This window comes from Paraburkholderia sp. J94, from assembly GCF_905220285.1.
Taxonomy (GTDB): domain Bacteria; phylum Pseudomonadota; class Gammaproteobacteria; order Burkholderiales; family Burkholderiaceae; genus Paraburkholderia; species Paraburkholderia tropica_A.
In genome coordinates this window covers 149,204-169,399 of record NZ_CAJMZH010000017.1, presented here as the reverse complement: position 1 = coordinate 169,399, position 20,196 = coordinate 149,204, and the positions used below count along the sequence as shown (strand labels likewise).

Sequence of the window (20,196 nt, the reverse complement as noted above, 5' to 3'; positions counted from 1 at the left end):
CCGTGTTCGATGTCGATCCTTGCATGCTGCCTCCGTGTGAATCCCGCATGCTCGATCTATTCACGGATAGAACTGCGGCGTATAACCGACTCTCCAGTCGCGCGGCTGGCGCGGTGGCTGCTGGATCGTCATGAACCGTTCTATGACGTTTGACCGTGCCTTGAGATTGGGCGTCGGAACTGTCGGGGACGTCGGGCAAGGTGGCCGAGCGCCGCTACGGCTTCGACGCGGCCGGCCAACTGACGCAGATCGCCGACATGCGGCGTGGCGAAACGCGCTATGCGTACGACCCGCTGCGTCGGCTCACGCGAGCCCAGGGCGCGTACGGCGAGGAGAAGTTCGGCTTCGACCCGGCGAGCAACATCCGCATCCCGACCGCGCTCGATGAGCACGGTATCGGCGTGCTGGGCGGCAAGCTGTCCTCGCCGCTGCTGGACAACCTGCTGAAGGAGTTTGCGGGGACGCACTACGCGTACGACGATCGCGGCAACCTGAGCCAGCGCAGTCACAACGGCGAGCGCACAACCTTCGGCTGGGAAGCTTCGACCGGATGGGCTAGTCGAGCGACCGTAAGAAGCAGTCGTCGTACCGCTACCACGCACTGGGCCGGCGCATCTCGAAGCTCACGCCGCCGCACGTAGCGGTCCCCAGCATGGCGGGCAGCTTTACGCCAACGATGCAAGCACGCCCAAAGCGGCAATCGGCGCCCACTAAAGCAGCGCCGCCTAGCGAACCCTCGCAAACCCTCAAGCCGCCAACGCCGCCGCCCCCGCCTTCGCCGGCATCAATAACACCGGAATCGACTTCGACGTCGGCGTGCCCGCGCCATCCGCGATCGACTCCAGCGGGACGAGCGGATTCGTCTCGGGATAGTACGCACCCAGACAGCCGCGCGGAATGTCGTACTCCACGAGCATGAAGTCGGTCACATGACGCTCGATGCCATCGTCCCAGACGCTCGTGATATCCACGAACTGGCCCGGCTCGAAGCCGAGCATCGTCATGTCCTCGCGGTTCGCGAACAGCACGCGGCGCAGGCCGTACACGCCGCGATAACGGTCGTCGAGACCGTAAATCGTCGTGTTGTACTGATCGTGCGAGCGCGTGGTCATCAGCGTCATGAGCTTCTGGCCGTGTTCGGCGCGCGCGCGGTGGATCGGCGTATCGAGCGCAATCGCGTGCACCACGAACTGCGCCTTGCCGCTCGGCGTCTTCCACACGCGGTCGCGCGACGCGACGCCCAGGTGGAAGCCGCCCGGATGCTTGAGGCGCTCGTTGTAGTTCTGGAAGCCGTCGAACACCTGTTCGATGCCGTCGCGGATCTTCGCGTAATCGCCGGCCTGATCGAGCCAGTCCACCTTCTCGCTGCCGAGCGTGGCGTGCGCCATGCGCGCGACGATGGCGATTTCCGAAAGCAGATTGTTCGACGCCGGACGGTTCATGCCGTACGAGATGTGCACCATGCTCATCGAGTCTTCGACGGAGACGCCTTGCGGCACGCCGTTCTGCAGGTCGATTTCGGTGCGGCCGAGCGTCGGCAGGATCAGCGCGTCCTCGCCATGCACGAGATGGCTGCGGTTGAGCTTGGTCGTCACGTGCACCGTGAGCGCGCACGAGCGCATCGCGTCGAAGGTGCGCGGCGTGTCGGGCGTGGCGATCGCGAAGTTGCCGCCGAGGCCGATGAACACCTTCACGTGGCCTTCGAGCATCGCGTGAATGGTTTCGACCACGTCGTAGCCGTGCTCGCGCGGCGGCTCGAAATCGTAGGCCTTGCCCAGACGGTCGAGGAACGCCTGAGTCGGCTTTTCCTCGATACCGACCGTGCGGTCGCCCTGCACGTTCGAGTGGCCGCGCACCGGGCACAGGCCCGCGCCGCGGCGGCCGATATTGCCGCGCATCATCATCAGATTCGAGAGCAGCTGAATGGTCGCCACCGAATTCTTGTGCTGCGTAATGCCCATGCCCCACGTCGAAATGACGGCCTTGCCCTTGATGTAGATGTCGGCGAGCTTGAGCACTTCTTCGAGCGGCACGCCCGCTTCGGCGACGATCGTGTCCCACGATTCGGCGCGCAGATCGGCGGCGAAGCTCTCGAAGCCCACCGTATGCTCGGCGATGAAGGCGACATCGAGAATGCGTTCCGTGCCTTGCGCCACGGCTTGATCGTCGACTTCGATCACGCGCTTGGCCATGCCCTTGATCAGCGCGAAGTCGCCGCCGATGCGCGGGCGGATGAACACCGAGCTGATCTCCACGCCCTTCGGCGAGAGCATGTCGAGCGTGTGCTGCGGGCTCGCGAAGCGCTCCAGGCCGCGTTCCTTGAGCGGATTGATCGAGACGATGGTCGCGCCGCGCTTGGCGCATTCGCGCAGTTCGCCGAGCATGCGCGGGTGATTGGTCGCGGGATTCTGACCGAAGATCAGCAGCGTGTCGGCGTGCTCGAAGTCGTCGAGCGTGACCGTGCCCTTGCCGATGCCCACCGTGCCCGGCAGGCCGCGGCTGGTGGCCTCGTGGCACATGTTCGAGCAGTCGGGGAAGTTGTTGGTGCCGTACATGCGCACGAACAGCTGATAGAGGAACGCGGCTTCGTTGCTCGCGCGGCCCGAGGTGTAGAACGCGGCGCGGTCTGGATCGTCGAGCGCCTTGAGGTGCTTCGCGATCAGCGCGAACGCGTCGTCCCATTCGATCGGCACGTAGCGGTCGCGCTGGGCGTCGTAGACCATCGGATCGGTCAGGCGGCCGTGCTGCTCCAGCTCGTAGTCCGACTGCGCCATCAGTTCGGTGACGGTGTGCTGCTCGAAGAAGGCCGGCGTCACGCGCTTGCTGGTCGCTTCGGCGGCCACGGCCTTCACGCCGTTCTCGCAGAATTCGAAGGTCGAGGCGTGCTCGCGGTCCGGCCACGCGCAGCCGGGGCAGTCGAAACCGTCCGGCTGGTTCTGCTTGAGCAGCGTGCGGTAGTTGCCGCCCGAGACCTTCTCCTTGATCAGGTTGATCGCGACCTGCTTGAGTGCGCCCCAGCCAGCGGCGGGGTGGTGATACGGTTCGATGCGACCTTGCGGCTTCTTCATGCTTCGGCTTCGGATTCGTGAGGGCGGATGGCCCGATGAGGCGAGACTACTGTGTTCCTGTGTCCCTGGTGATCACAGAAATCTGGAAAGCGGAGGGATACAGTTGCGACGATTTGTCATAGACTGGCGGGGTTTGCGCCGGCCGCCCCCGCCGGCCTCCTTTCGCTTGCCTTTCTCATGCCCGCGCCGCCTTCCTCCCTGACCCGCTACGAGCAGCTCGCCGACGACATCGAAGCCGCCGTGCGGCGCGGCGTGTTCGGGCCGGGCGAGCGCGTGCCCTCGGTGCGGCGGGCGAGCCAGCAGCACGGCGTGAGCATCAAGACGGTGCTGCACGCCTACGCGTTGCTGGAGAGCCGGGGCGTGATCGAATCGCGGCCGCAGTCGGGCTTTTTCGTGCGCGCGCGGCCGGTGGCGCGCGGGACGGGCGAGGCGGGGCGTGACAGTGGCGGCGAACGGGGCCACGAAGGCAGCCGCGTGGCGCACGACGCCCGCGCGCGCCGTCCGGGCGGCGCATCGAAGGCGCCGGTCGCACCACCCGCGCCGCCCACGCCACCCGCGTCGGCGCCCGCGCCCGTCGACGTCAGCCGCCTCGTGCTCTCGACCTTGCGCACCATCGGCGCGCAGGACGCGGTGCCGCTCGGCTCGCCGTATCCCGACCCGGCGCTGTATCCCTGGCGGCGCATCAACCAGTACGCGAATGCCATCGCGCGCCGCCACGCGAGCTGGAACCTGATCGACGACCTGCCGCCCGGCAATCCCGAACTGATCCGCCAGATCGCGCGCCGCTACGCCGAAAACGGCGCGACCATCGACCCGGACGAGATCGTCATCACCGTGGGCGCGACCGAGGCCATCAACCTGAGCCTGCAAGCCGTGGCGCGTCCCGGCGACACCGTGGCGGTCGAATCGCCCACCTACTACGCGATGCTGCACGCGATCGAGCGTCTGGGCATGCGCGCGATCGAGGTGAGCACGCACCCCGACACCGGTATCGACCTCGACGCACTCGAACGCGTGCTCGCGCGCCAGAAGGTCGCCGCCTGCATGGTGATGCCGAACTTCCAGAATCCGCTCGGCTTTCGCATGCCGGATGCGAACAAGGCGCGGCTCGTCGAGATCGCGCAGGCGCACGATCTGCCGGTGATCGAGAACGACGTCTATCAGGAGCTGTACTACGGCGAGACGCGGCCTTCGTCGCTCAAGCAGTTCGACACGCGCGGGCTCGTGCTGCATTGCGCGTCGTTTTCGAAGAGTTTGTCGGCTTCGTACCGGATCGGCTGGGCGATGCCGGGGCGCTACCGCGCGCAGGTCGAAAAGCTCAAGTTCCTCAACACGCTCACCACGCCTTCGGTGCCGCAGGTGGCGCTCGCCGACTATCTGCGCCATGATGGCTACGACCGTCATCTGCGCCGATTGCGACACTTCTACCGGCTGCAGGCGCGGCTCATGACGGCGATGGTCGAGCGTTTCTTTCCGGCGGGCACGCGCACGTCCGATCCGCAGGGCGGCTACGTGCTGTGGGTGGAACTGCCGCCGCGCGTGGATTCGATGCGGCTTTACCAGGCCGCGCTCGCGCAGGGCATCACCATCGGGCCGGGTTATATGTTCTCGATGCGCAACGACTTTCACCACTACATTCGCCTGAACTATAGCTATCCGTGGACCGCGCAGACCGAGGCGGCGCTGAAGACGCTCGGCGAGCTGGCCGCGAAGATGGCCTGAGGAGACACACGATGCACGACGAAGACAACGACGACGACCTGCACAACGGCAATGGCGCGCCGGATGACGAAGCAGGCGAAGCCGGCGAAGTCGATCCCGCGCTGGTCTCGATCCTCGAACAGCTCTGGCGCGCGCATCGCGAGACGCCCGATCGCGAGTGGTCGCTGGCCAAGCTCTCGAAGCAGGCGGGCGTGCCGATGAGCGGCCTGCGCCGCCATCTGACCGGACTCGTCGACAGCGGCCTCGTGGTGACCACGCTCGCCGAGGACGGCACGGGCCGCGCGAGCCTCTCGGAAGACGGCCGCGCGTTCTGCCTGGAGGTGTTCGGCGGCGCGGAACGGTCGGACTGAGCGGAACACGCGGGCGCGCCGGGCCTGCATATCAGGCGAGTACCCAGGCGAGTACCTTAAACGCGCCAAGCGCGTTTGCGCGCGGCGCATTACACTCGCTCGAACTTCATCGTCATCGCCATGGACTATATCGACACCTTGCGGATCTTCCGTTCCGTGGTCGAGGCGCGCAGCTTCACGCGCGCCGCGGACATGCACGGCCTCGCCACGCCGGTCGTCTCGCGCGCGATCGCGCGGCTCGAAAAGCGCCTCGGCAGCCGACTGTTCCACCGCACCACGCGCGCGGTTTCGCTGACCGAAGCCGCCGAGCGCTTCTACGACGGCTGCTGCCGCGTGCTCGACGACCTCGACGCGCTGGAGGCGGGCGCCACCGAGCAGACGCGCGAGGCCAACGGCGTGCTGCGTCTCGTGGCGCACACCACGGCCACGGTGAACCGGCTCGTGCCGCTCATTTCGAGCTTCAAGCGCGCGCATCCGAAGGTCACGCTCGACGTGATGCTGACCGAGCGTCAGGTCGATCTGGTCGCCGACGGCTACGACCTCGGCCTCGTGCTGCCGTTCATGCTCAACAACGACACCACGGTGACGAAGCTGCTCGAACGCATTCCGCTCGCGCTCGTCACCTCGCCCGCGTATCTCGCGGCCACGTCCACGCCGCGCCATCCCGCCGACCTCGCGCAGCACGTTTTCGTGCCGATGCCACCTTCGCTGCGCAAGCCCACGCTCACGTTCCGCGGCCGCGACGGCGAGGACGACGTGACCGTGCAACTGAAGTACGAAATCGCCTCGAACAACCCCGAGTTCAATCGCGCGATGGTGCTGGAAGGTTTCGGCATCGGCATCTTGCCGAACGCGCTGGTGCAGGAGGATCTGGCGGCGGGCCGCCTCGTTACGCTGCTCGACGACTTCCCGATCAGCGACATGCAGATCGAGATCCGGCTCGCGTACACCTCGCGCACGCTGCTGCCTGCGAAGGTGCGCGCCTTCATCGACCACGCCACGGAATTTTTCGGCGGCGTCACGCATGCCGAGCCGCGCACCCAGGCGCTCGCGGACGCGCAGGCGCAGCAGGTCGACTGAAAAGTAAGCGCGCGCTTCAATCGTCGTGTGAAAGGGATTATTGCCGCCGCGGTCATAAAGTGATGCCGCGCGCGGCAGTTGTCGCGGCCCCGCATGCCGTCTAATCTGTGCGTATGCACACTTCTGACCGATCCTCGCTCGCACAGCCGCATTGCGCTCCGTCTCTGGAGCACGACGACTGCTTCGCGGTGCGCCAGGCGGCCCGCCATCTCTCGCAGCTTTACGAGCGGCATCTGAGCGCGGCGGGGCTCACGCCGACGCAGTTCAGCATCCTCGGCGCGCTCGGTGCGCTCGGCTCGCTCGGTGCGACAGACCCGGCCGACGGCAAAGCTTCGCTGACGATGGCGCAACTCGCCCGCACGATGGTGATGGAACGCACGACGCTGGTGCGCGCGTTGCGGCCCTTGTTGCGCAGCGGTCTGGTCGCCGATCGGGCAGGTTTGCAGGACGCCGGAGGTGCAGCGGCACGCACGGATTGCCGCCGCCGCGAAGTGTCGCTCACGGCGGCAGGACGCGAGCGGCTGGGCGAAGCGGGCGTGCATTGGCGCGCGGCGCAGGACGAATTCGAGCGCCGTTTCGGTGCGCCGCGCGCCGCGTGGCTCCGGCGCGAATTGCTGCGCATCACACGGGCGGTGTGACGCGCCGCCATTTTTTATCTTCAACAGTGCATATACACAGGTGAACGTCATGTCGAGTCCTTCCACTCCTGCCACGGGTGCCGCGCCGCGCGAACGCGCGCGTCTGCCCTGGATGCGCCTCGCGCTCGGCGCCGTGGCGCTCGCGCTCGCGGCGGCGCTTGGCTACTGGTTCCTCGTGCTGCGTTTCGTGCAGTCCACCGACGACGCCTACGTGGGCGGCAACGTCACGGTGATGGCGCCGCGTGTGAGCGGCTTCGTCGCCGAAATCGACGTGCAGGACAACCAGCGTGTGAAGGCCGGGCAAGTGCTGATCCGGCTCGACGCGCGCGACTACGACGCGAAGCTCGCACAGGCCGACGCCGAACTCGCGAGCGCGCGTGCCGCCGTGGACGAACTCGACGCGCGCCGCACGCTGCAAGCCGCCGTCATCAACCAGAGCCAGGCCGAGGCGCGCGCCTCGAACGCCGAACTCACGCGCAGCGCACAGGACCAGACGCGTTACCGCGCGCTGGTGAAGGACGACGCGGTGTCGAACCAGCTCGTTGAACGCGCCGACGCCGACGCCGCGAAAGCGCAAGCCTCGGTCGCGAAAAGCGGCGCGTCGGTGGTGGCGGCGCAGCGTCAGCTCGACGTGCTGGCCGCGCAGATCGTCGACGCACAGGCGCGCGTGGCGACCGCCGAAGCGAGCCGCCGTCTCGCCGCGCTCAACGTCGACTACACGACGATCCGCTCGCCGGTGGACGGCTTCATCGGCAATCGCACGGCGCGTGTGGGCATGCTCGCGAACGTGGGCGCGCCGCTGCTGACCGTGGTGCCCGCGTCGGACCTCTGGGTGGATGCGAATTTCAAGGAGGATCAGCTCCGCAAGATGCACGCGGGCGATGCCGCCGACGTCGAACTCGACGCCGCGAGCGGCACGCTGCACGGCCGCGTGGAAAGCCTCGCGCCGGCCACGGGCGCGACCTTCAGCGTGCTGCCGCCCGAGAACGCCACCGGCAACTTCACGAAGATCGTGCAGCGCGTGCCGGTGCGCATCCGCGTGCAGGTGCCGCCGGGCATGGAGGGCGTGCTGCGTCCCGGCCTCTCGGCGACGGTGACGGTGCATCTGGACCGCGGCACGCAGCACGCCGCCGCGCAATGAGCGCTTAAACACGAGGCCAACCGACATGAACGCCCCCGTTTCCGAACTCGAAGCGCGTCCCCCGCTGACCGCGCGCGAGCTTGCGCCCGAACTTGCGCCCGCGCCGCGCGCGCTCCAGCCGCATGAGCAGCCGATGGCGCAGCGCTCCTTCGCGTTCGCGCTGATGTGCATCGGCTTCTTCATGGCCACGCTCGATATCCAGATCGTCGCTTCGTCGCTGCGCGATATCGGCGGCGGACTCTCCGCGAGCCAGGACGAACTCTCGTGGGTGCAGACCGCTTATCTGATCGCGGAAATCATGGTGATTCCGATGTCGGGCTGGCTCTCGAAAGTGTTCTCGACGCGCTGGCTGTTCGTCGGCTCGGCGGTCGGCTTCACGATCACGAGCATGCTGTGCGGCCTCGCGTGGGACATCAATTCGATGATCATCTTTCGCGCGCTGCAAGGCGCGCTCGGCGCGGCGATGATTCCCACCGTGTTCACCACGGCGTTCGTGCTGTTTCCGGGCAAGCAGCGCATCGTCGCGTCGACGACCATCGGCGCGCTTGCCTCGCTCGCGCCCACGCTCGGCCCCGTGATCGGCGGCTGGATCACGGACCAGTGGTCGTGGCACTGGCTGTTCTATCTGAACCTCGTGCCCGGCATCGCCGTGGCCGCGCTGGTGCCGAAGTACGTGCACATCGACGAACCCGATCTCTCGCTGATCAAGCGCGGCGATTATCTGGGCATCGTGCTGATGAGCGCGTTTCTCGGCTGCCTCGAATACGTGCTCGAAGAAGGCCCGCGCAAGAACTGGTTCGGCGACGACGTGATCGTGCTTTGCACGTGGATCGCGGCCATTGGCGGGTTTCTGTTCATCGTGCACGCGCTCACCGCGAAAGATCCGATCGTCGATCTGCGCGCGCTCTCGGTGCGCAACTTCGGCATCGGCAGCGTGCTGTCGTTCGTGACCGGTATCGGCATCTTCGTGGCCGTGTTTCTGACGCCGCTGTTTCTCGCGGAAGTGCGCGGCTTCAGCTCGCTGCAGATCGGACTCTCGCTGCTTTCGGTGGGCGCGTTTCAGTTGATTGCGCTCGGTTTCTACGCGTTCGCCACGCGCTATTTCAGCATGCGCGCGCTGCTGCTGTTCGGGCTCGTGTGCTTCGGGCTCGGCTGCTATCTCTATGTGCCGCTCACGCACGATTGGGGCTGGCAGCAATTCCTGCTGCCGCAGGCGCTGCGCGGTATCGGCCAGCAGTTCGCGGTGCCGCCCATCGTGACGATGTCGCTCGGGTCGCTGCCGCCTTCGCGGCTGAAGTCGGCGAGCGGGCTGTTCAATCTGATGCGCAATCTGGGCGGCGCGATCGGCATCGCGGTGAGCGCGACCATGCTCAACGACCGCCTGAATTTCCACTATCTGCGTCTGAACGAGAGCGTGACGCACGGCGTGCCGCAAGTCGAATCGCTGCTCGCGGGACGCACGGCGTACTGGTCGGCGATGGCGGGCAACACGCTCGACGCCGCGCAGGCGGGCATCGCGCAACTGCACGCGCTGGTGCTGCGCGAAGCGCTGGTGATGACGTTCTCCGATACGTTTTTCGTGCTCTCGCTGTGCTTCGTGGTGGCGATTGCCTGCGTGGCGTTCTCGCGGCCGATCACGACCGCCGCGCCGCCGCCCGACGCACATTGATTCCGCAATGAGTTCGCACTGAGTCCGCATCGAGTTTCCGAGGTCCAACATGTCACCTTCGACGCTTTCCCCTTTGAAGCCGCTTCGTCTCGCGCTGTCGGCACTGGCTGTTGCCGTGCTCGCGGCCTGCGCCGTGCAGCCCGCGCAACATGCCGATTTGCCCGCAACGGTGCACGAGACCGCGCCCGCCGCGTGGCGCATCGACGCCCCGCAGGACGCTATCGACGCGCGCGCCTGGTGGGCGCAATTCGACGATCCGACGCTCGACGCGCTGCTTGGCACAGTGCTGAGCGGCAATCTCGACTTGCAGGCCGCCGCCGAGCGCGTGAAGCAGGCGCAATCGATCACCACGCAAAAGCACGCGGCGCTGCTGCCGCAACTCGACTTCACGGCGCAGGGCGCGTACACGCGGCAGAACACGCCGCCGCCGCTCGGCTACGTGAAGCAGGCGGGCGCGGGTCTCGCGCTGAGCTGGTCGCCCGATGTGTTCGGCGGCGAGCGGCTCGATCTGCTGGCGGCGCAGTCGAATCTCGTCGGCCAGCAGCATGCGCTCGATGCCGTGCGTCTCGCGCTGGCGGCGGATACCGCATCCGCGTATGTCGATTTGCGCTGGGCGCAGGCGGAACTGAAGATTCTTCAGGATAACGTAGGAATACGGCAGCGCACCTTGCAGCTCACGCAGGACCGCCTGAAATACGGGCTTTCGACGCAGCTCGACGTCACGCGCGCGCAAACGCAGTTGAGCGAACTTCAGGCGCGCATTCCGCGCGCGCAGGCGAGCATCGACCATCAACTGAATCTGATTGCGGTGTACACGGGCCGCACGCCGGAAGCCGTCGCGCAACTCGCATTGACGACGCCCGCGCCCATTCCGTCCGCGCCCGCGAGCGTGCCGCAATTGCTGCCGTCCGAAGCGCTGCTGCGCCGCCCCGACGTGCAGGCCGCTTACGCCACGGTCCAGCAGCGCGCGGCGGAAGTGGGCGTGGCGCGCGCGGAGCGCTATCCGAAGTTCTCGCTCAATCTCGCGGATGGTGTGCTCGCGGCCTCGTATCTCGGTCTGCCCACGCTCACGGACAACCTGTTCAGCGCGGCACTGAGCGCGACGAGCCCGATCTTCAACGCGGGCCGCATCACCGCCGATATCGAGCAGAGCGAAAGCCGCATGCGCGAATCGCAACTGAAGCTGCAACAGACGATGCTGCAGGCGCTGCGCGAAGTCGAGGACAGCCGCACCGATCTCGTGAGCACGGCCGCGCAGACGCAGCAGCTGCACGATGCCGTGACGGCGTCGGCGCAATCGCTCAAGCTCGCGAATCAGCTTTACAAAGGCGGCGCGACCGATTTTCTCGACGTGCTGAGCGCGCAGCAAACCTGGCTCGCCGACGCCGATCTGCTCAACAACGCGCAGCGCGAGCGCGCGCTCGCGGCGGTCGCGCTGTACCGGTCGCTCGGCGGCGGCTGGAGCGAAAGCGGCGAGGTGGTGGCGTCGTCGCCAGGCGCCGCGCGTGGCGGCTGAGCCGATGACCGCGCGCTCAGGCCTCGGCGCGCGCGGCGGCGCGCCATTGCGCGGGCGTCATGCCGACGTGGCGCTTGAAGCCGCGCTGGAACGCGGCATCGGATTGATAGCCGACGAATTCGCCGATCTCGGCCACGGGCTGGTTGCCCTGCGCGAGCAGACGGCCCGCGAGCGTCATGCGGATATCGGTGAGCACGTCGGCGGCCGAGCGTCCGATCGCTTCGTCGAAATGGCGCGCGAAGGTCGCGCGCGACATATGGCAGAGCGCGGCGAGATCGGGCAGCGTCCACGGGCGGCCCGGCGTCTCGAACATGGCGTCGATGGCCGGTTGCAGGCGCGGCTGCCGGGCGAGCGCGAGCAGGCCGCGCGGCGGCGCGTCGGTGCCGCTCGCGTAACGCAGCGTGAGCGCGAACAGCGCGCCCGAGAGATGGTTGACGAGCGAATCGCTGCCCGGCCCCGCTTCGAGCGCCTCGTCGCGCAGCAGCGCGATCAGGCGCACGAGCCGCTCGGGCGCGTGGCCGCCCGCGGGCGCGCTGTGCACGACGAGACGGCCGGGCAGGTTCTCGCGCAGCAGCCGCTGCGGCACGGCGGGCAGCAGGAAGCGGCCGCACAGGACATCGGTGCGATGCGTGTCGGTCTGGTTTGTCGCGACTTCGAGACCGTTTTCCACGCGCTTTTCTACCGCGGAAGGCGTCTCGCCGCTGCCGTCGTGGAGCACGTGCGCGCCGCCCGCCGGGAACAGCACGATGTCGCCCGCATGCAGCGCGGTGGGCGTGCCGTGCGCGTCCTCGACGATGGCCGAACCCGCGACCAGCACGTGATAGCGGATCTCGCGCGGGCCGGCACCCGGCTCGTCGATGCGCCACGGCGCGCCGAAGTGGCAGCGCACGTCGAGTCGGCCCGCGACGGGCATGAGCGAGAGCAGGCGGCTGAGGATGTCCATGATCGGCGGCGGCGTGGGTGGCTTGCGTGAAAGGACGGTGAGACGATCGAGCATGAATTCGCGCCATTCTGGCATTAAAAGCGTCGGCGTGCGCGCCTAGACTGGCGTCATGCCATCGACGATGGCGGTGCAGCAGAAACGCGATGCCGGGCACCTTCCGCGCGGCGCGCCTTTTCAACGAATTCAGCGAATTCAACGAATCAGGAGTCGATCATGTCCCGTCTTTCTTCCATCAAGCCCGAAGCCGCCACCGGCGCCGCCGCCGACGTCTTCGCGAAGATCCGCAAGGCCGTCGGCAAGGTGCCGAACGCGTACGCCACCATCGGCACGCATAGCCCGGAAGCGCTCGCCTCGATCCTCGGCGTCGAAGCCGTGCTCGCGGGCGGCTCGCTCTCGAAGCCCGACATCGAAGCCGTGAAGCTCGCCGTGAGCGAAGTGGCGGGCTGTGATTACTGTCTCGCCGCGCACACGCTGGCGGGCAAGTTCGCGGGCCTCGCGCCGGAGACGATGAAGCAGATCCGCGCGGGCGACGCGACCGGCGACGCGAAGCGCGACGCGCTCGTGCACTTCGTGCGCCTGCTCGTGCAAACGCACGGCACGGTCGACGAAGCCGAGGTGCAGGCGATCCGCGACGCGGGTTATACGGAGCGCCAGATCGTCGACATTTCGCTGGCGATTGCGTCGATCACGTTCACGAATCTCGTGAACCGCATCAACGATACGACACTCGATTTTCCGGCCGTCGCGTAAGCCGTTTCATCAGCCGTTCGCCGCGAGGCGAACGAGTAGGTCAAGCGACAGGCCATCCGCGCTGCATGCGCCGCCGACATAAAACGTGCCACGAATCACGAGTATCGATTCGATGAAACCGTTTGGACGTGTGCATATGCATACATAGAATGAAGTCGTGCATGCAGCGGTTTTGCTGTTCCATCGAATGACTCTGGAGAGAACACGATGAGCCTGTCGCAATCCACTTCTAATTCCCCGCTCAATACGAGCACGAACGCCGCGCGCGAGATCGTCCTCTGCCATCCCGTGCGCACGGCGATCGGCGCGTATAACGGCGCGCTCAAGGGCGTGCCCGCCACCGAACTCGGCGCGATCGCGGTGCGCGAAACGCTCGCGCGCGCGCAGCTCGATCCCGCGCTGCTCGGCTCGGTCGTGCTCGGTAACGTGATCCAGGCGGGCAACAAGATGAATCCCGCGCGCCAGGCGGAACTGGGCGGCGGCGTGCCGGTGCAGGTGCCCGCGCTCACGGTGAACCGCGTCTGCGGCTCGGGCGCGCAGGCGGTGGCGAGCGCCGCGCAGGAAGTGCTGCTCGGCCTCGCCGATGTCGCGCTCGCGGGCGGCATGGAGAACATGGACCGCGCGCCGTATCTGCTCGACGGCGGCCGCTGGGGCTATCGCATGGGCAACGCGCAGATTCACGACAGCATGCTGCGCGACGGTCTCGTCGATGCGTTTTCGGGCGAGCATTCGGGCTGGCATACCGAAGACCTCGTGACGAAGGCCGAACTCACGCGCGACGAGCAGGACCGCTGGGCCGCGCGCTCGCAGCAGCGCTTCGCGGCGGCGCAGGCGGCGGGGCGCTTCAAGGAAGAAATCGTCGCCGTGGAGTTGAAGGGCAAGAAGGGCGTGGAGCGTTTCGATACCGACGAAGCGCCGCGTCCCGACACCACCTTCGAGGGGCTCGCGAAGCTCAAGCCCGCGTTCCGCCCGGACGGCACGATCACGGCGGGCAACGCGCCGGGGCTGAACAGCGCGGCGTCGGCGATGCTGGTGGCCGAGCGCGGTTTCGCCGAAGCGCACGGCCTCGCGCCGATGGTGCGCCTCGTCGCGTGGGGCGTGGCGGCGGTCGAGCCGGGCCTGTTCGGCCTCGGGCCGGTGCCCGCCGTGCAGCTCGCGCTGCGGCGCGCGGGCTGGTCGCTCGGCGACGTCGAGCGCTTCGAGATCAACGAGGCCTTCGCGGCGGTGCCGCTCGCGGTCATCAAGCAGCTCGGCATTCCCGCCGACATCGTCAACGTGGAAGGCGGCGCGATCGCGCACGGCCATCCGATCGGCGCGACGGGCGCGATCCTCACCACGCGGCTGGCCTGGTCGATGCAGCGCGACGGCGTGCGCCGGGGCGTCGTGACGCTGTGCATCGGCGGCGGCCAGGGTATCGCGCTCGCGCTCGAGAAAGTATGATGGCCGGGCGCGCGCGTCGGGCGCCACGATGGCTTCGACGCGCGCGCCCATGATCCACGATATCCACGAAACGGCGAACGAAGCACGAGAAGGTGAACGGCGATGACGAAGCGAGTGACGCGCGAAGAATGCAACTGTTTTGCACTGCGGCAGGCGGCGCGATTCGTCACGCAGCTCTATGAGCGCCATCTCGCGCAGGCGGGCGTGACGGCCGCGCAGTTCACGATACTCTCGCGTCTCGCGGGCCGCCCCGACGCCACCGCCGCCGAACTCTCCGACGACCTCGTGATGGACCGCACCACGCTCGTGCGCGCGCTCAAGCCCTTGCAGCGCGACGGCCTCGTGCTCACCGCCGCCGCCGAACACGACACGCGCACGCTCGTCTACCGGCTCTCCGCGAGCGGCCTGCGCCGCTACGACAAGGCGCACGCGCTCTGGCAGGACGCCCAGGCGGAATTCGAAAAGCATATGAAGCGCGACCGCGCGAAGGCGCTGCGCGCCGAACTGTTCGCGCTGACCAAAGCGGCGGCGTGATGCGCATTGCGTAAGCGCGCGCCGGATGGGCGGGCGGCGCTTACGTAGCTTTCAGCCGGGCGGCACCCTCGCAAACACCAGCGTCCCGATCCGGCGCGAAAATGGCATGATGGGGTTCCTGGAGTTCGACGCATCGCCGCCGGGTTCTCATGAGACGAGATCGTCCACCTTTGCCGCATTTCATGCGCGACACCTCGCACCCCGCGTGGCGCGATATCGCGCTGTCCACGCTGCCGGTCGTGCTGTTCTGCATCGCCGTGATCGCCGTGGTCGTGTGGCTCGTCGATCCGGCGCCGCCGCGCGCCATCACCATCAGCGCGGGCCCGCGTGACAGCTCGTTCATGCAGATGGCCGAGGGCTATCGCACGGTCCTCGCGCGCAACGGCGTCAAGCTCAAGATCGTCGAATCCGATGGCTCGGTGCAGAACCTTCAGCGTCTGCTCGATCCCAAATCGAAGGTCGATCTCGCGTTCGTGCAGGGCGGCGTGGCCGACGGCGTAGACACGCGCTCGCTGATGTCGCTCGGCAGCGTGGCCTATCTGCCGATCGTGGTGTTCTATCGCGGCCGTGGATTCACGCAGCTTTCCGATCTCGACGGCAAGCGCATCGCCATCGGCCGCGTGGGCAGCGGCACGCGCGAGCTCTCGCTCAAACTGCTGCACGCGAACGGCATGGACCCCGGCGGCGACTCCACCTTCCTGCCGCTCGACGGCATGGAGGCGGCCACCGCGCTGGTCTCGAACCGCGTCGACGTTGCCATGCTCAGCGGCGACTCCACCACGCGCACGCTGATGCTGCGCCTCTTGAACATACCCGGTATTTCGGTGATGAGCTTCGAGGAATCGGCCGCGTATACGCGGCTCTTTCCGTATCTGGAGGGCATCGACCTGCCGCCCGGCGTGCTCGATCTGCGCCGCCGCGTGCCGCCGCAGACCGTGCATCTGATCGGGCCGACCGTGGAGATCGTCGCGCGCGACACGCTGCATCCGGCCATCTCCGATCTGCTGATCGAGGCCGCGAGCGAGGTGAACGGCGTGCCCGGGCTGATGCAGCGCGCGGGCGAATTTCCGAGTCCGGTGGCGCACGATTTCCGCATCAGCGAAGACGCCACGCGCTACTACAAGTCGGGCAAGAGCTTTCTCTATCGCACCTTGCCGTTCTGGCTCGCGAGCGTGGCCGACCGTCTGCTCGTGCTGCTGCTGCCGCTCGCGGTGCTGGTGTTTCCGGCGCTGCGCGCGATTCCCGCGATGTACCGCTGGCGCGTGCGCTCGCGCATCTATCGCTATTACGGTGCGCTGATCGCCATCGAGCGCGACGCGCTCAAGCACACCAACGAAGCGGAACGTCATGCGCTGATCGAGGAGCTCGACGAGATCGAGCGTTCGCTCAACACGCTGCGCATGCCGCTCGCGTACGCCGATGCGTTCTATGTGCTGCGCGAGCATATCGGTTTCGTGCGCATGCATCTCGTGCCGAAGCAGCGCCGCACCGCGCACGCAGAGCATTGATTCGACACTACGCTTCGATGCCGCGCGGATTGTTGCGTTCGGCGCATTCGACAGCTTCATTGATACGTCTCCTGAAACGCCGCGCTTTCGCGTGTGCGCAATTGACATTGCCGCCGCGCGCCCTTTATTTTGGGCCGGTACGTTTTGCGCGCAGCCTGGTGCACAAGTGCGTTATATAGCAGTACGTCGCGGCTGCGCATCGTCTGGATTCGTGCTGCGACGTTGCGACGTCATGCGCTGCATAAGGCAGGGCGCCTCGCCTCGTGCGTCATGGCAAGCGTCACAGCAAGCCTCACAACCTGCATTGCATCGAGCATCACATCGTGCCCATCAGCAACCAGGAGGACCGTTACGTGAAATCGTCCGGTGTACGCCAGCGTGCTGCCTGGCTCATGTGCGCCGCGCTCGCGGCCGCACCGCTTTTCGTCGGCCCGGCCGGGCCCGGCGTCGCGCTCGCGCAGAACGCCGCGCATCTGTCGAATCAGCAACTCGATGCGCTCACCGCGCCCGTCGCGCTCTATCCCGATGCGCTGCTCGCGCAGGTGCTGATGGCCACCACGTTCCCGCAGGACGTGCAGGCCGCGGCGGCATGGTCGAAGGCCAATCCGAAGTTGCAGGGCGACGACGCCGTGAAGGCCGTGGCCTCGCAGCCGTGGGACCCGAGCGTGCAGTCGCTGGTGGCGTTTCCGCAGGTGCTGGCGACCATGGAGTCGAAGCCCGACTGGGTCGAGCAGATCGGCACGGCGTTTCTCGCGCAGCCCAACGACGTGATGGATTCGGTGCAGCGTCTGCGCGCGCAGGCGCAGAAGGCGGGCAACCTCAAGTCGAACGAGCAGCAGAAGGTGGTCGTGCAGCAGGCGCCCAGCAGCACCACGCAGACCATCGTGATCGAACCGGCGAATCCGCAGGTGGTGTACGTGCCGACCTATAACCCGACGGTGGTGTACGGCACGTGGCCGTATCCGGCGTATCCGCCTGTCTATATGCCGCCGCCTCCGGGCTATGCGCTCGCCACCGGCTTCGTCAGCGGGCTCGCGTTCGGCGCGGGCGTGGCGGTCGCCAATTCGTTGTGGGGCGGCTTCGGCTGGAATTCGCATGACGTGAACATCAACGTCAATCGCTACAACAACATCAACGTCAACAACCGCATCAACACGACCAACGGCACGGCGAACTGGAATCGCAACGCCAATGTCGAGCGCCGCAATGCGAACATCAACAACGCGAATCTGAACGGCCAGCGCAACAACTTCCGCGGCTACGACCAGTCGCGCTCGCAGGCCATGCAGACCTTGCAGAACCGCACCGGGCAGAACATGGGCGGCAACGCGAGCGAGCGTCTGCAAGGCATCCAGCAGGGCGGCAACCGGGCCGGCGCGAACGGTGGCGGCAATGCGCTGAATAACCGCGGCGAAGGCGGCCGGGCGGGCGGGCAGGGTGCGCAAGGCGGACGCGTCGGCGGCCAGGGCGGCACGCAGAACAACGCCGCGAACCGCGCGCAGAACGCGAACCGCCAGAACGATATCGGCAACCGCGCGCAGAACGCGAACCGCCAGAACGACATCGGCAACCGCGCGCAGAACGCAAACCGCGACAACGCATTGCGCGGCGCGGGCGACGGCGGCGCCGCGCGCGCCGATGCGCAGCGCGGCCAGCAGAGCCGTCAGGCGCTGCAGAACCGCGGCGGTGGAGGCGGCGGCTTCAGCGGCGCGCAATCCGGCGGCGCGCGGCCCTCATTCGGCGGCGGCGGTGGAGGCGGCGGCCGGATGGGCGCAGGCGGTGGCGGCGAACGCCACATGGGCCGTCACCGTTGAACCCCGACAGGAGACTCGCGATGATCCGCAATCAAGCACGCCGTTTGCCGCAAGGCGCGCCGCGCCGCGCCTTCGGCTGGGTTCGCGCGAGCGCGTCGGCTGCCGCCGCGCTCGCGTTCGCGCTGGGTGCCGCACCCGCCGCGTTCGCCCAGGCCGTCTATCCCACGCCCGACGCCGCCGCCGAAGCGTTCACGAACGCGCTCGCCAGCAACGACCACGAAGCGATGAAGCACGTACTCGGCGGCGACTTCGAGCAGTTCATTCCCACCCAGAACATCGGCCGCGACGATATCGACGACTTCCTCGGCGCCTGGTCCAAGGGTCACGAGGTCGTGCCCGATTCGCCGCCGGTCGCGGGCAAGGCGAGCGCGCATCTGGCCGTCGGCGACAGCGGCTGGACGCTGCCGATTCCGATCGTGCAGGGGGCGGGCGGCTGGCGCTTCGATCCGCGCGAAGGCGCGACCGAAGTGCTCACACGCCGCATCGGCCGCAACGAGCGCTCGGCCATGCTCACCGCGCTTGCCTATGTCGACGCCCAGAACGAATACAAAGGCCAGATGCAGCACTACGCGCAGCGCCTGGTGAGCACGCCCGGCACGCACGACGGCCTTTACTGGCCGGCCGGCGAAGGCGACACCGAAAGCCCGCTCGGCCCGCTCGCCGAGACCATGCCGCACGACGCGAAGATCTCGCCGAAGGACGGCTATCACGGCTATCACTTCCGCATCCTCGCGGCGCAGGGCGCGCACGCGGGCGGCGGTGCGCGCAGCTATGTGCAGAACGGCCAGTTGACGGGCGGTTTCGCGCTGGTGGCGTGGCCGGCGCAGTACGGCAAGACGGGCGTGATGAGCTTTATCGTCAACCAGGACGGCAAGCTGTATCAGAAGAATCTGGGGCCGAACGGGGCGCGCGTCGCGGCGTCGCTGAAGGCCTTCGATCCCGATCCGTCGTGGCAGCCGACATCGCCTTGAGCGGGTGCGCGGGCGACTCGCCCGCGCTTCCCTTGCCGGATTTCAACGCCCGCTTACGATAAATCGGGCAGAATCGTTGCGGAGTGGGATGCGGCTCGACGCAGCCGCCCCGCTTGCGCCTGAGGTTGGAGCGGCGCGGCGCCCGTCTGAAGCCGGGCACGCGGATTGCTGTACCTCAGCGCAAACTCTCATTCGTGTGGAGATAACGACATGCAACGACGCAACTTCATGCTTTCGGCGGCCGCGGCGCTCGCCACCGGCGGTTTCGCGCTCGCCGGCTGTACGACCACAGGTACGAACACCTCGAACGCGGCGACGGATATGTCGAAGCGCCAGTCGATCGACGCCAGCGTCGATAACGCCATGACCAAGCTGTACTCGACGGTACCGGGTTCGCACGAACTGATCGCCAAGTCGCGCGGCGTGCTGGTGTTCCCGTCGGTGCTGCAAGCCGGCTTCATCGTCGGCGCGCAGTACGGCGAAGGCGCGCTGCGCGTGGGCGGCGCGACCTCGGGCTACTACAGCACCGTGTCGGGTTCGTTCGGACTGCAGGCGGGGGCGCAGTCGAAGGCCATCATCTTCGCCTTCATGACGCAGGACGCGCTCGAAAAATTCCGCTCCACCGACGGCTGGGCCGCGGGCGCCGACGCTTCGGTCGCGCTCGTGACGATCGGCGCGAACGGCGCGGTCGACACCAACACGGCCACGCATCCGGTCGAAGTGTTCGTGATGACCAACGCAGGCCTGATGGCCGACGTCTCGCTCGCGGGCACCAAGGTCTCGCGTTTGAAGATTTAAGGCGGACGCCGGCCCGCGGGCTGGCGGCGTATGTAAAAAGGGCAAGGCGAAACGCCTTGCCCTTTCTTTTTTACAGCGACGAATTTGCCATCGTCGGCGCACCGAACCCGAACCGCCCGACCGCCGCCGACCACGCTCACGCCGTTTATGCCGCTTACGCCGTACAAGTCCAAAGTTAGCGTAATATATCAGCGGACATAACGGGGGCGGAATCTTGCGGGCGTGTCATCCGAAGCGGTGCGCCGCCCTCCGAA

General features: G+C 67.3%; 17 protein-coding genes. 15 read left to right on the top strand and 2 right to left on the bottom strand.

Translation table 11 applies throughout. The annotated features are described in order from the left end of the window. Window positions 1–200: 200 nt before the first annotated feature. A complete protein-coding gene (locus U4Y88_RS30685; RefSeq protein ID WP_321788544.1) occupies window positions 201–641 on the top strand; it encodes an RHS repeat domain-containing protein in 441 nt (146 codons plus the stop codon). A gap of 105 nt (window positions 642–746) precedes the next feature. Here U4Y88_RS30685 and U4Y88_RS30680 read toward each other — a convergent pair whose 3' ends face one another. Next, a complete protein-coding gene (locus U4Y88_RS30680) occupies window positions 747–3,068 on the bottom strand; it encodes an FdhF/YdeP family oxidoreductase (RefSeq protein WP_321788542.1) in 2,322 nt (773 codons plus the stop codon). A gap of 198 nt (window positions 3,069–3,266) precedes the next feature. Here U4Y88_RS30680 and U4Y88_RS30675 point away from each other — a divergent pair, with 198 nt between their 5' ends. The 7 genes from U4Y88_RS30675 to U4Y88_RS30645 all read left to right on the top strand — a co-directional run bounded on the left by U4Y88_RS30675 (window position 3,267) and on the right by U4Y88_RS30645 (window position 11,184). Continuing rightward, a complete protein-coding gene (locus tag U4Y88_RS30675; protein WP_321788617.1) occupies window positions 3,267–4,790 on the top strand; it encodes a PLP-dependent aminotransferase family protein in 1,524 nt (507 codons plus the stop codon). An 11-nt stretch (window positions 4,791–4,801) separates the two neighbouring features. Continuing rightward, window positions 4,802–5,140, top strand: a complete 339-nt coding sequence (locus U4Y88_RS30670; protein ID WP_224018121.1) for a helix-turn-helix domain-containing protein — start codon at window positions 4,802–4,804, stop codon at window positions 5,138–5,140. 120 nt (window positions 5,141–5,260) lie between these two features. Then, window positions 5,261–6,220, top strand: a complete 960-nt coding sequence (locus U4Y88_RS30665) for a LysR family transcriptional regulator (protein ID WP_224018119.1) — start codon at window positions 5,261–5,263, stop codon at window positions 6,218–6,220. Between the two features lie 113 nt (window positions 6,221–6,333). Continuing rightward, on the top strand, window positions 6,334–6,858 hold the full coding sequence (locus U4Y88_RS30660; RefSeq protein ID WP_321788540.1) for a MarR family winged helix-turn-helix transcriptional regulator: 525 nt from the start codon (window positions 6,334–6,336) through the stop codon (window positions 6,856–6,858). 49 nt (window positions 6,859–6,907) lie between these two features. Beyond that, window positions 6,908–7,999, top strand: a complete 1,092-nt coding sequence (locus U4Y88_RS30655; protein WP_321788538.1) for an HlyD family secretion protein — start codon at window positions 6,908–6,910, stop codon at window positions 7,997–7,999. Window positions 8,000–8,132: 133 nt separating this feature from the next. Continuing rightward, window positions 8,133–9,668: a DHA2 family efflux MFS transporter permease subunit gene (locus U4Y88_RS30650; RefSeq protein WP_321788615.1), complete on the top strand. Its 1,536-nt coding sequence runs from the start codon at window positions 8,133–8,135 to the stop codon at window positions 9,666–9,668. 49 nt (window positions 9,669–9,717) lie between these two features. After that, window positions 9,718–11,184: an efflux transporter outer membrane subunit gene (locus U4Y88_RS30645; protein ID WP_321788536.1), complete on the top strand. Its 1,467-nt coding sequence runs from the start codon at window positions 9,718–9,720 to the stop codon at window positions 11,182–11,184. 16 nt (window positions 11,185–11,200) lie between these two features. Here the strand turns inward: U4Y88_RS30645 and U4Y88_RS30640 are convergent, their stop codons facing one another. Further along, window positions 11,201–12,181 carry an AraC family transcriptional regulator gene (locus U4Y88_RS30640; RefSeq protein ID WP_224018111.1) on the bottom strand — a complete coding sequence of 327 codons (981 nt, stop codon included), beginning with the start codon at window positions 12,179–12,181 and terminating at the stop codon, window positions 11,201–11,203. A 159-nt stretch (window positions 12,182–12,340) separates the two neighbouring features. Between U4Y88_RS30640 and U4Y88_RS30635 the strand changes: the two genes are divergently transcribed. The 7 genes from U4Y88_RS30635 to U4Y88_RS30605 all read left to right on the top strand — a co-directional run bounded on the left by U4Y88_RS30635 (window position 12,341) and on the right by U4Y88_RS30605 (window position 19,942). Then, window positions 12,341–12,877: a carboxymuconolactone decarboxylase family protein gene (locus tag U4Y88_RS30635; RefSeq protein WP_321788534.1), complete on the top strand. Its 537-nt coding sequence runs from the start codon at window positions 12,341–12,343 to the stop codon at window positions 12,875–12,877. A 207-nt stretch (window positions 12,878–13,084) separates the two neighbouring features. Then, window positions 13,085–14,317, top strand: a complete 1,233-nt coding sequence (locus U4Y88_RS30630) for a thiolase family protein (RefSeq protein ID WP_321788532.1) — start codon at window positions 13,085–13,087, stop codon at window positions 14,315–14,317. Window positions 14,318–14,419: 102 nt separating this feature from the next. Further along, window positions 14,420–14,851 (top strand): MarR family winged helix-turn-helix transcriptional regulator, encoded by a 432-nt coding sequence (locus tag U4Y88_RS30625; protein WP_065064334.1) that lies wholly within the window; start codon window positions 14,420–14,422, stop codon window positions 14,849–14,851. Window positions 14,852–15,000: 149 nt separating this feature from the next. Next, the gene (locus U4Y88_RS30620; RefSeq protein ID WP_321788530.1) at window positions 15,001–16,359 is read left to right on the top strand and encodes a TAXI family TRAP transporter solute-binding subunit; all 1,359 of its coding nucleotides are present in this window, start codon (window positions 15,001–15,003) and stop codon (window positions 16,357–16,359) included. A 392-nt stretch (window positions 16,360–16,751) separates the two neighbouring features. Continuing rightward, window positions 16,752–18,173 (top strand): DUF3300 domain-containing protein, encoded by a 1,422-nt coding sequence (locus U4Y88_RS30615; protein WP_321788613.1) that lies wholly within the window; start codon window positions 16,752–16,754, stop codon window positions 18,171–18,173. 20 nt (window positions 18,174–18,193) lie between these two features. Next, window positions 18,194–19,144: a DUF2950 domain-containing protein gene (locus tag U4Y88_RS30610; protein WP_321788528.1), complete on the top strand. Its 951-nt coding sequence runs from the start codon at window positions 18,194–18,196 to the stop codon at window positions 19,142–19,144. Between the two features lie 210 nt (window positions 19,145–19,354). Beyond that, the gene (locus tag U4Y88_RS30605) at window positions 19,355–19,942 is read left to right on the top strand and encodes a YSC84-related protein (RefSeq protein ID WP_224018101.1); all 588 of its coding nucleotides are present in this window, start codon (window positions 19,355–19,357) and stop codon (window positions 19,940–19,942) included. Window positions 19,943–20,196: the final 254 nt, after the last annotated feature.

What these genes read in the sequence shown, in the direction of transcription:
- U4Y88_RS30680 (WP_321788542.1), bottom strand. Translation starts at nt 3,068, where the DNA reads ATGAAGAAGCCGCAAGGTCGCATCGAACCGTATCACCACCCCGCCGCT.
- U4Y88_RS30670 (WP_224018121.1), top strand. Translation starts at nt 4,802, where the DNA reads ATGCACGACGAAGACAACGACGACGACCTGCACAACGGCAATGGCGCG.
- U4Y88_RS30665 (WP_224018119.1), top strand. Translation starts at nt 5,261, where the DNA reads ATGGACTATATCGACACCTTGCGGATCTTCCGTTCCGTGGTCGAGGCG.
- U4Y88_RS30660 (WP_321788540.1), top strand. Translation starts at nt 6,334, where the DNA reads ATGCACACTTCTGACCGATCCTCGCTCGCACAGCCGCATTGCGCTCCG.
- U4Y88_RS30655 (WP_321788538.1), top strand. Translation starts at nt 6,908, where the DNA reads ATGTCGAGTCCTTCCACTCCTGCCACGGGTGCCGCGCCGCGCGAACGC.
- U4Y88_RS30650 (WP_321788615.1), top strand. Translation starts at nt 8,133, where the DNA reads ATGGCGCAGCGCTCCTTCGCGTTCGCGCTGATGTGCATCGGCTTCTTC.
- U4Y88_RS30645 (WP_321788536.1), top strand. Translation starts at nt 9,718, where the DNA reads ATGTCACCTTCGACGCTTTCCCCTTTGAAGCCGCTTCGTCTCGCGCTG.
- U4Y88_RS30640 (WP_224018111.1), bottom strand. Translation starts at nt 12,181, where the DNA reads ATGCTCGATCGTCTCACCGTCCTTTCACGCAAGCCACCCACGCCGCCG.
- U4Y88_RS30635 (WP_321788534.1), top strand. Translation starts at nt 12,341, where the DNA reads ATGTCCCGTCTTTCTTCCATCAAGCCCGAAGCCGCCACCGGCGCCGCC.
- U4Y88_RS30630 (WP_321788532.1), top strand. Translation starts at nt 13,085, where the DNA reads ATGAGCCTGTCGCAATCCACTTCTAATTCCCCGCTCAATACGAGCACG.
- U4Y88_RS30625 (WP_065064334.1), top strand. Translation starts at nt 14,420, where the DNA reads ATGACGAAGCGAGTGACGCGCGAAGAATGCAACTGTTTTGCACTGCGG.
- U4Y88_RS30620 (WP_321788530.1), top strand. Translation starts at nt 15,001, where the DNA reads ATGAGACGAGATCGTCCACCTTTGCCGCATTTCATGCGCGACACCTCG.
- U4Y88_RS30615 (WP_321788613.1), top strand. Translation starts at nt 16,752, where the DNA reads ATGTGCGCCGCGCTCGCGGCCGCACCGCTTTTCGTCGGCCCGGCCGGG.
- U4Y88_RS30610 (WP_321788528.1), top strand. Translation starts at nt 18,194, where the DNA reads ATGATCCGCAATCAAGCACGCCGTTTGCCGCAAGGCGCGCCGCGCCGC.
- U4Y88_RS30605 (WP_224018101.1), top strand. Translation starts at nt 19,355, where the DNA reads ATGCAACGACGCAACTTCATGCTTTCGGCGGCCGCGGCGCTCGCCACC.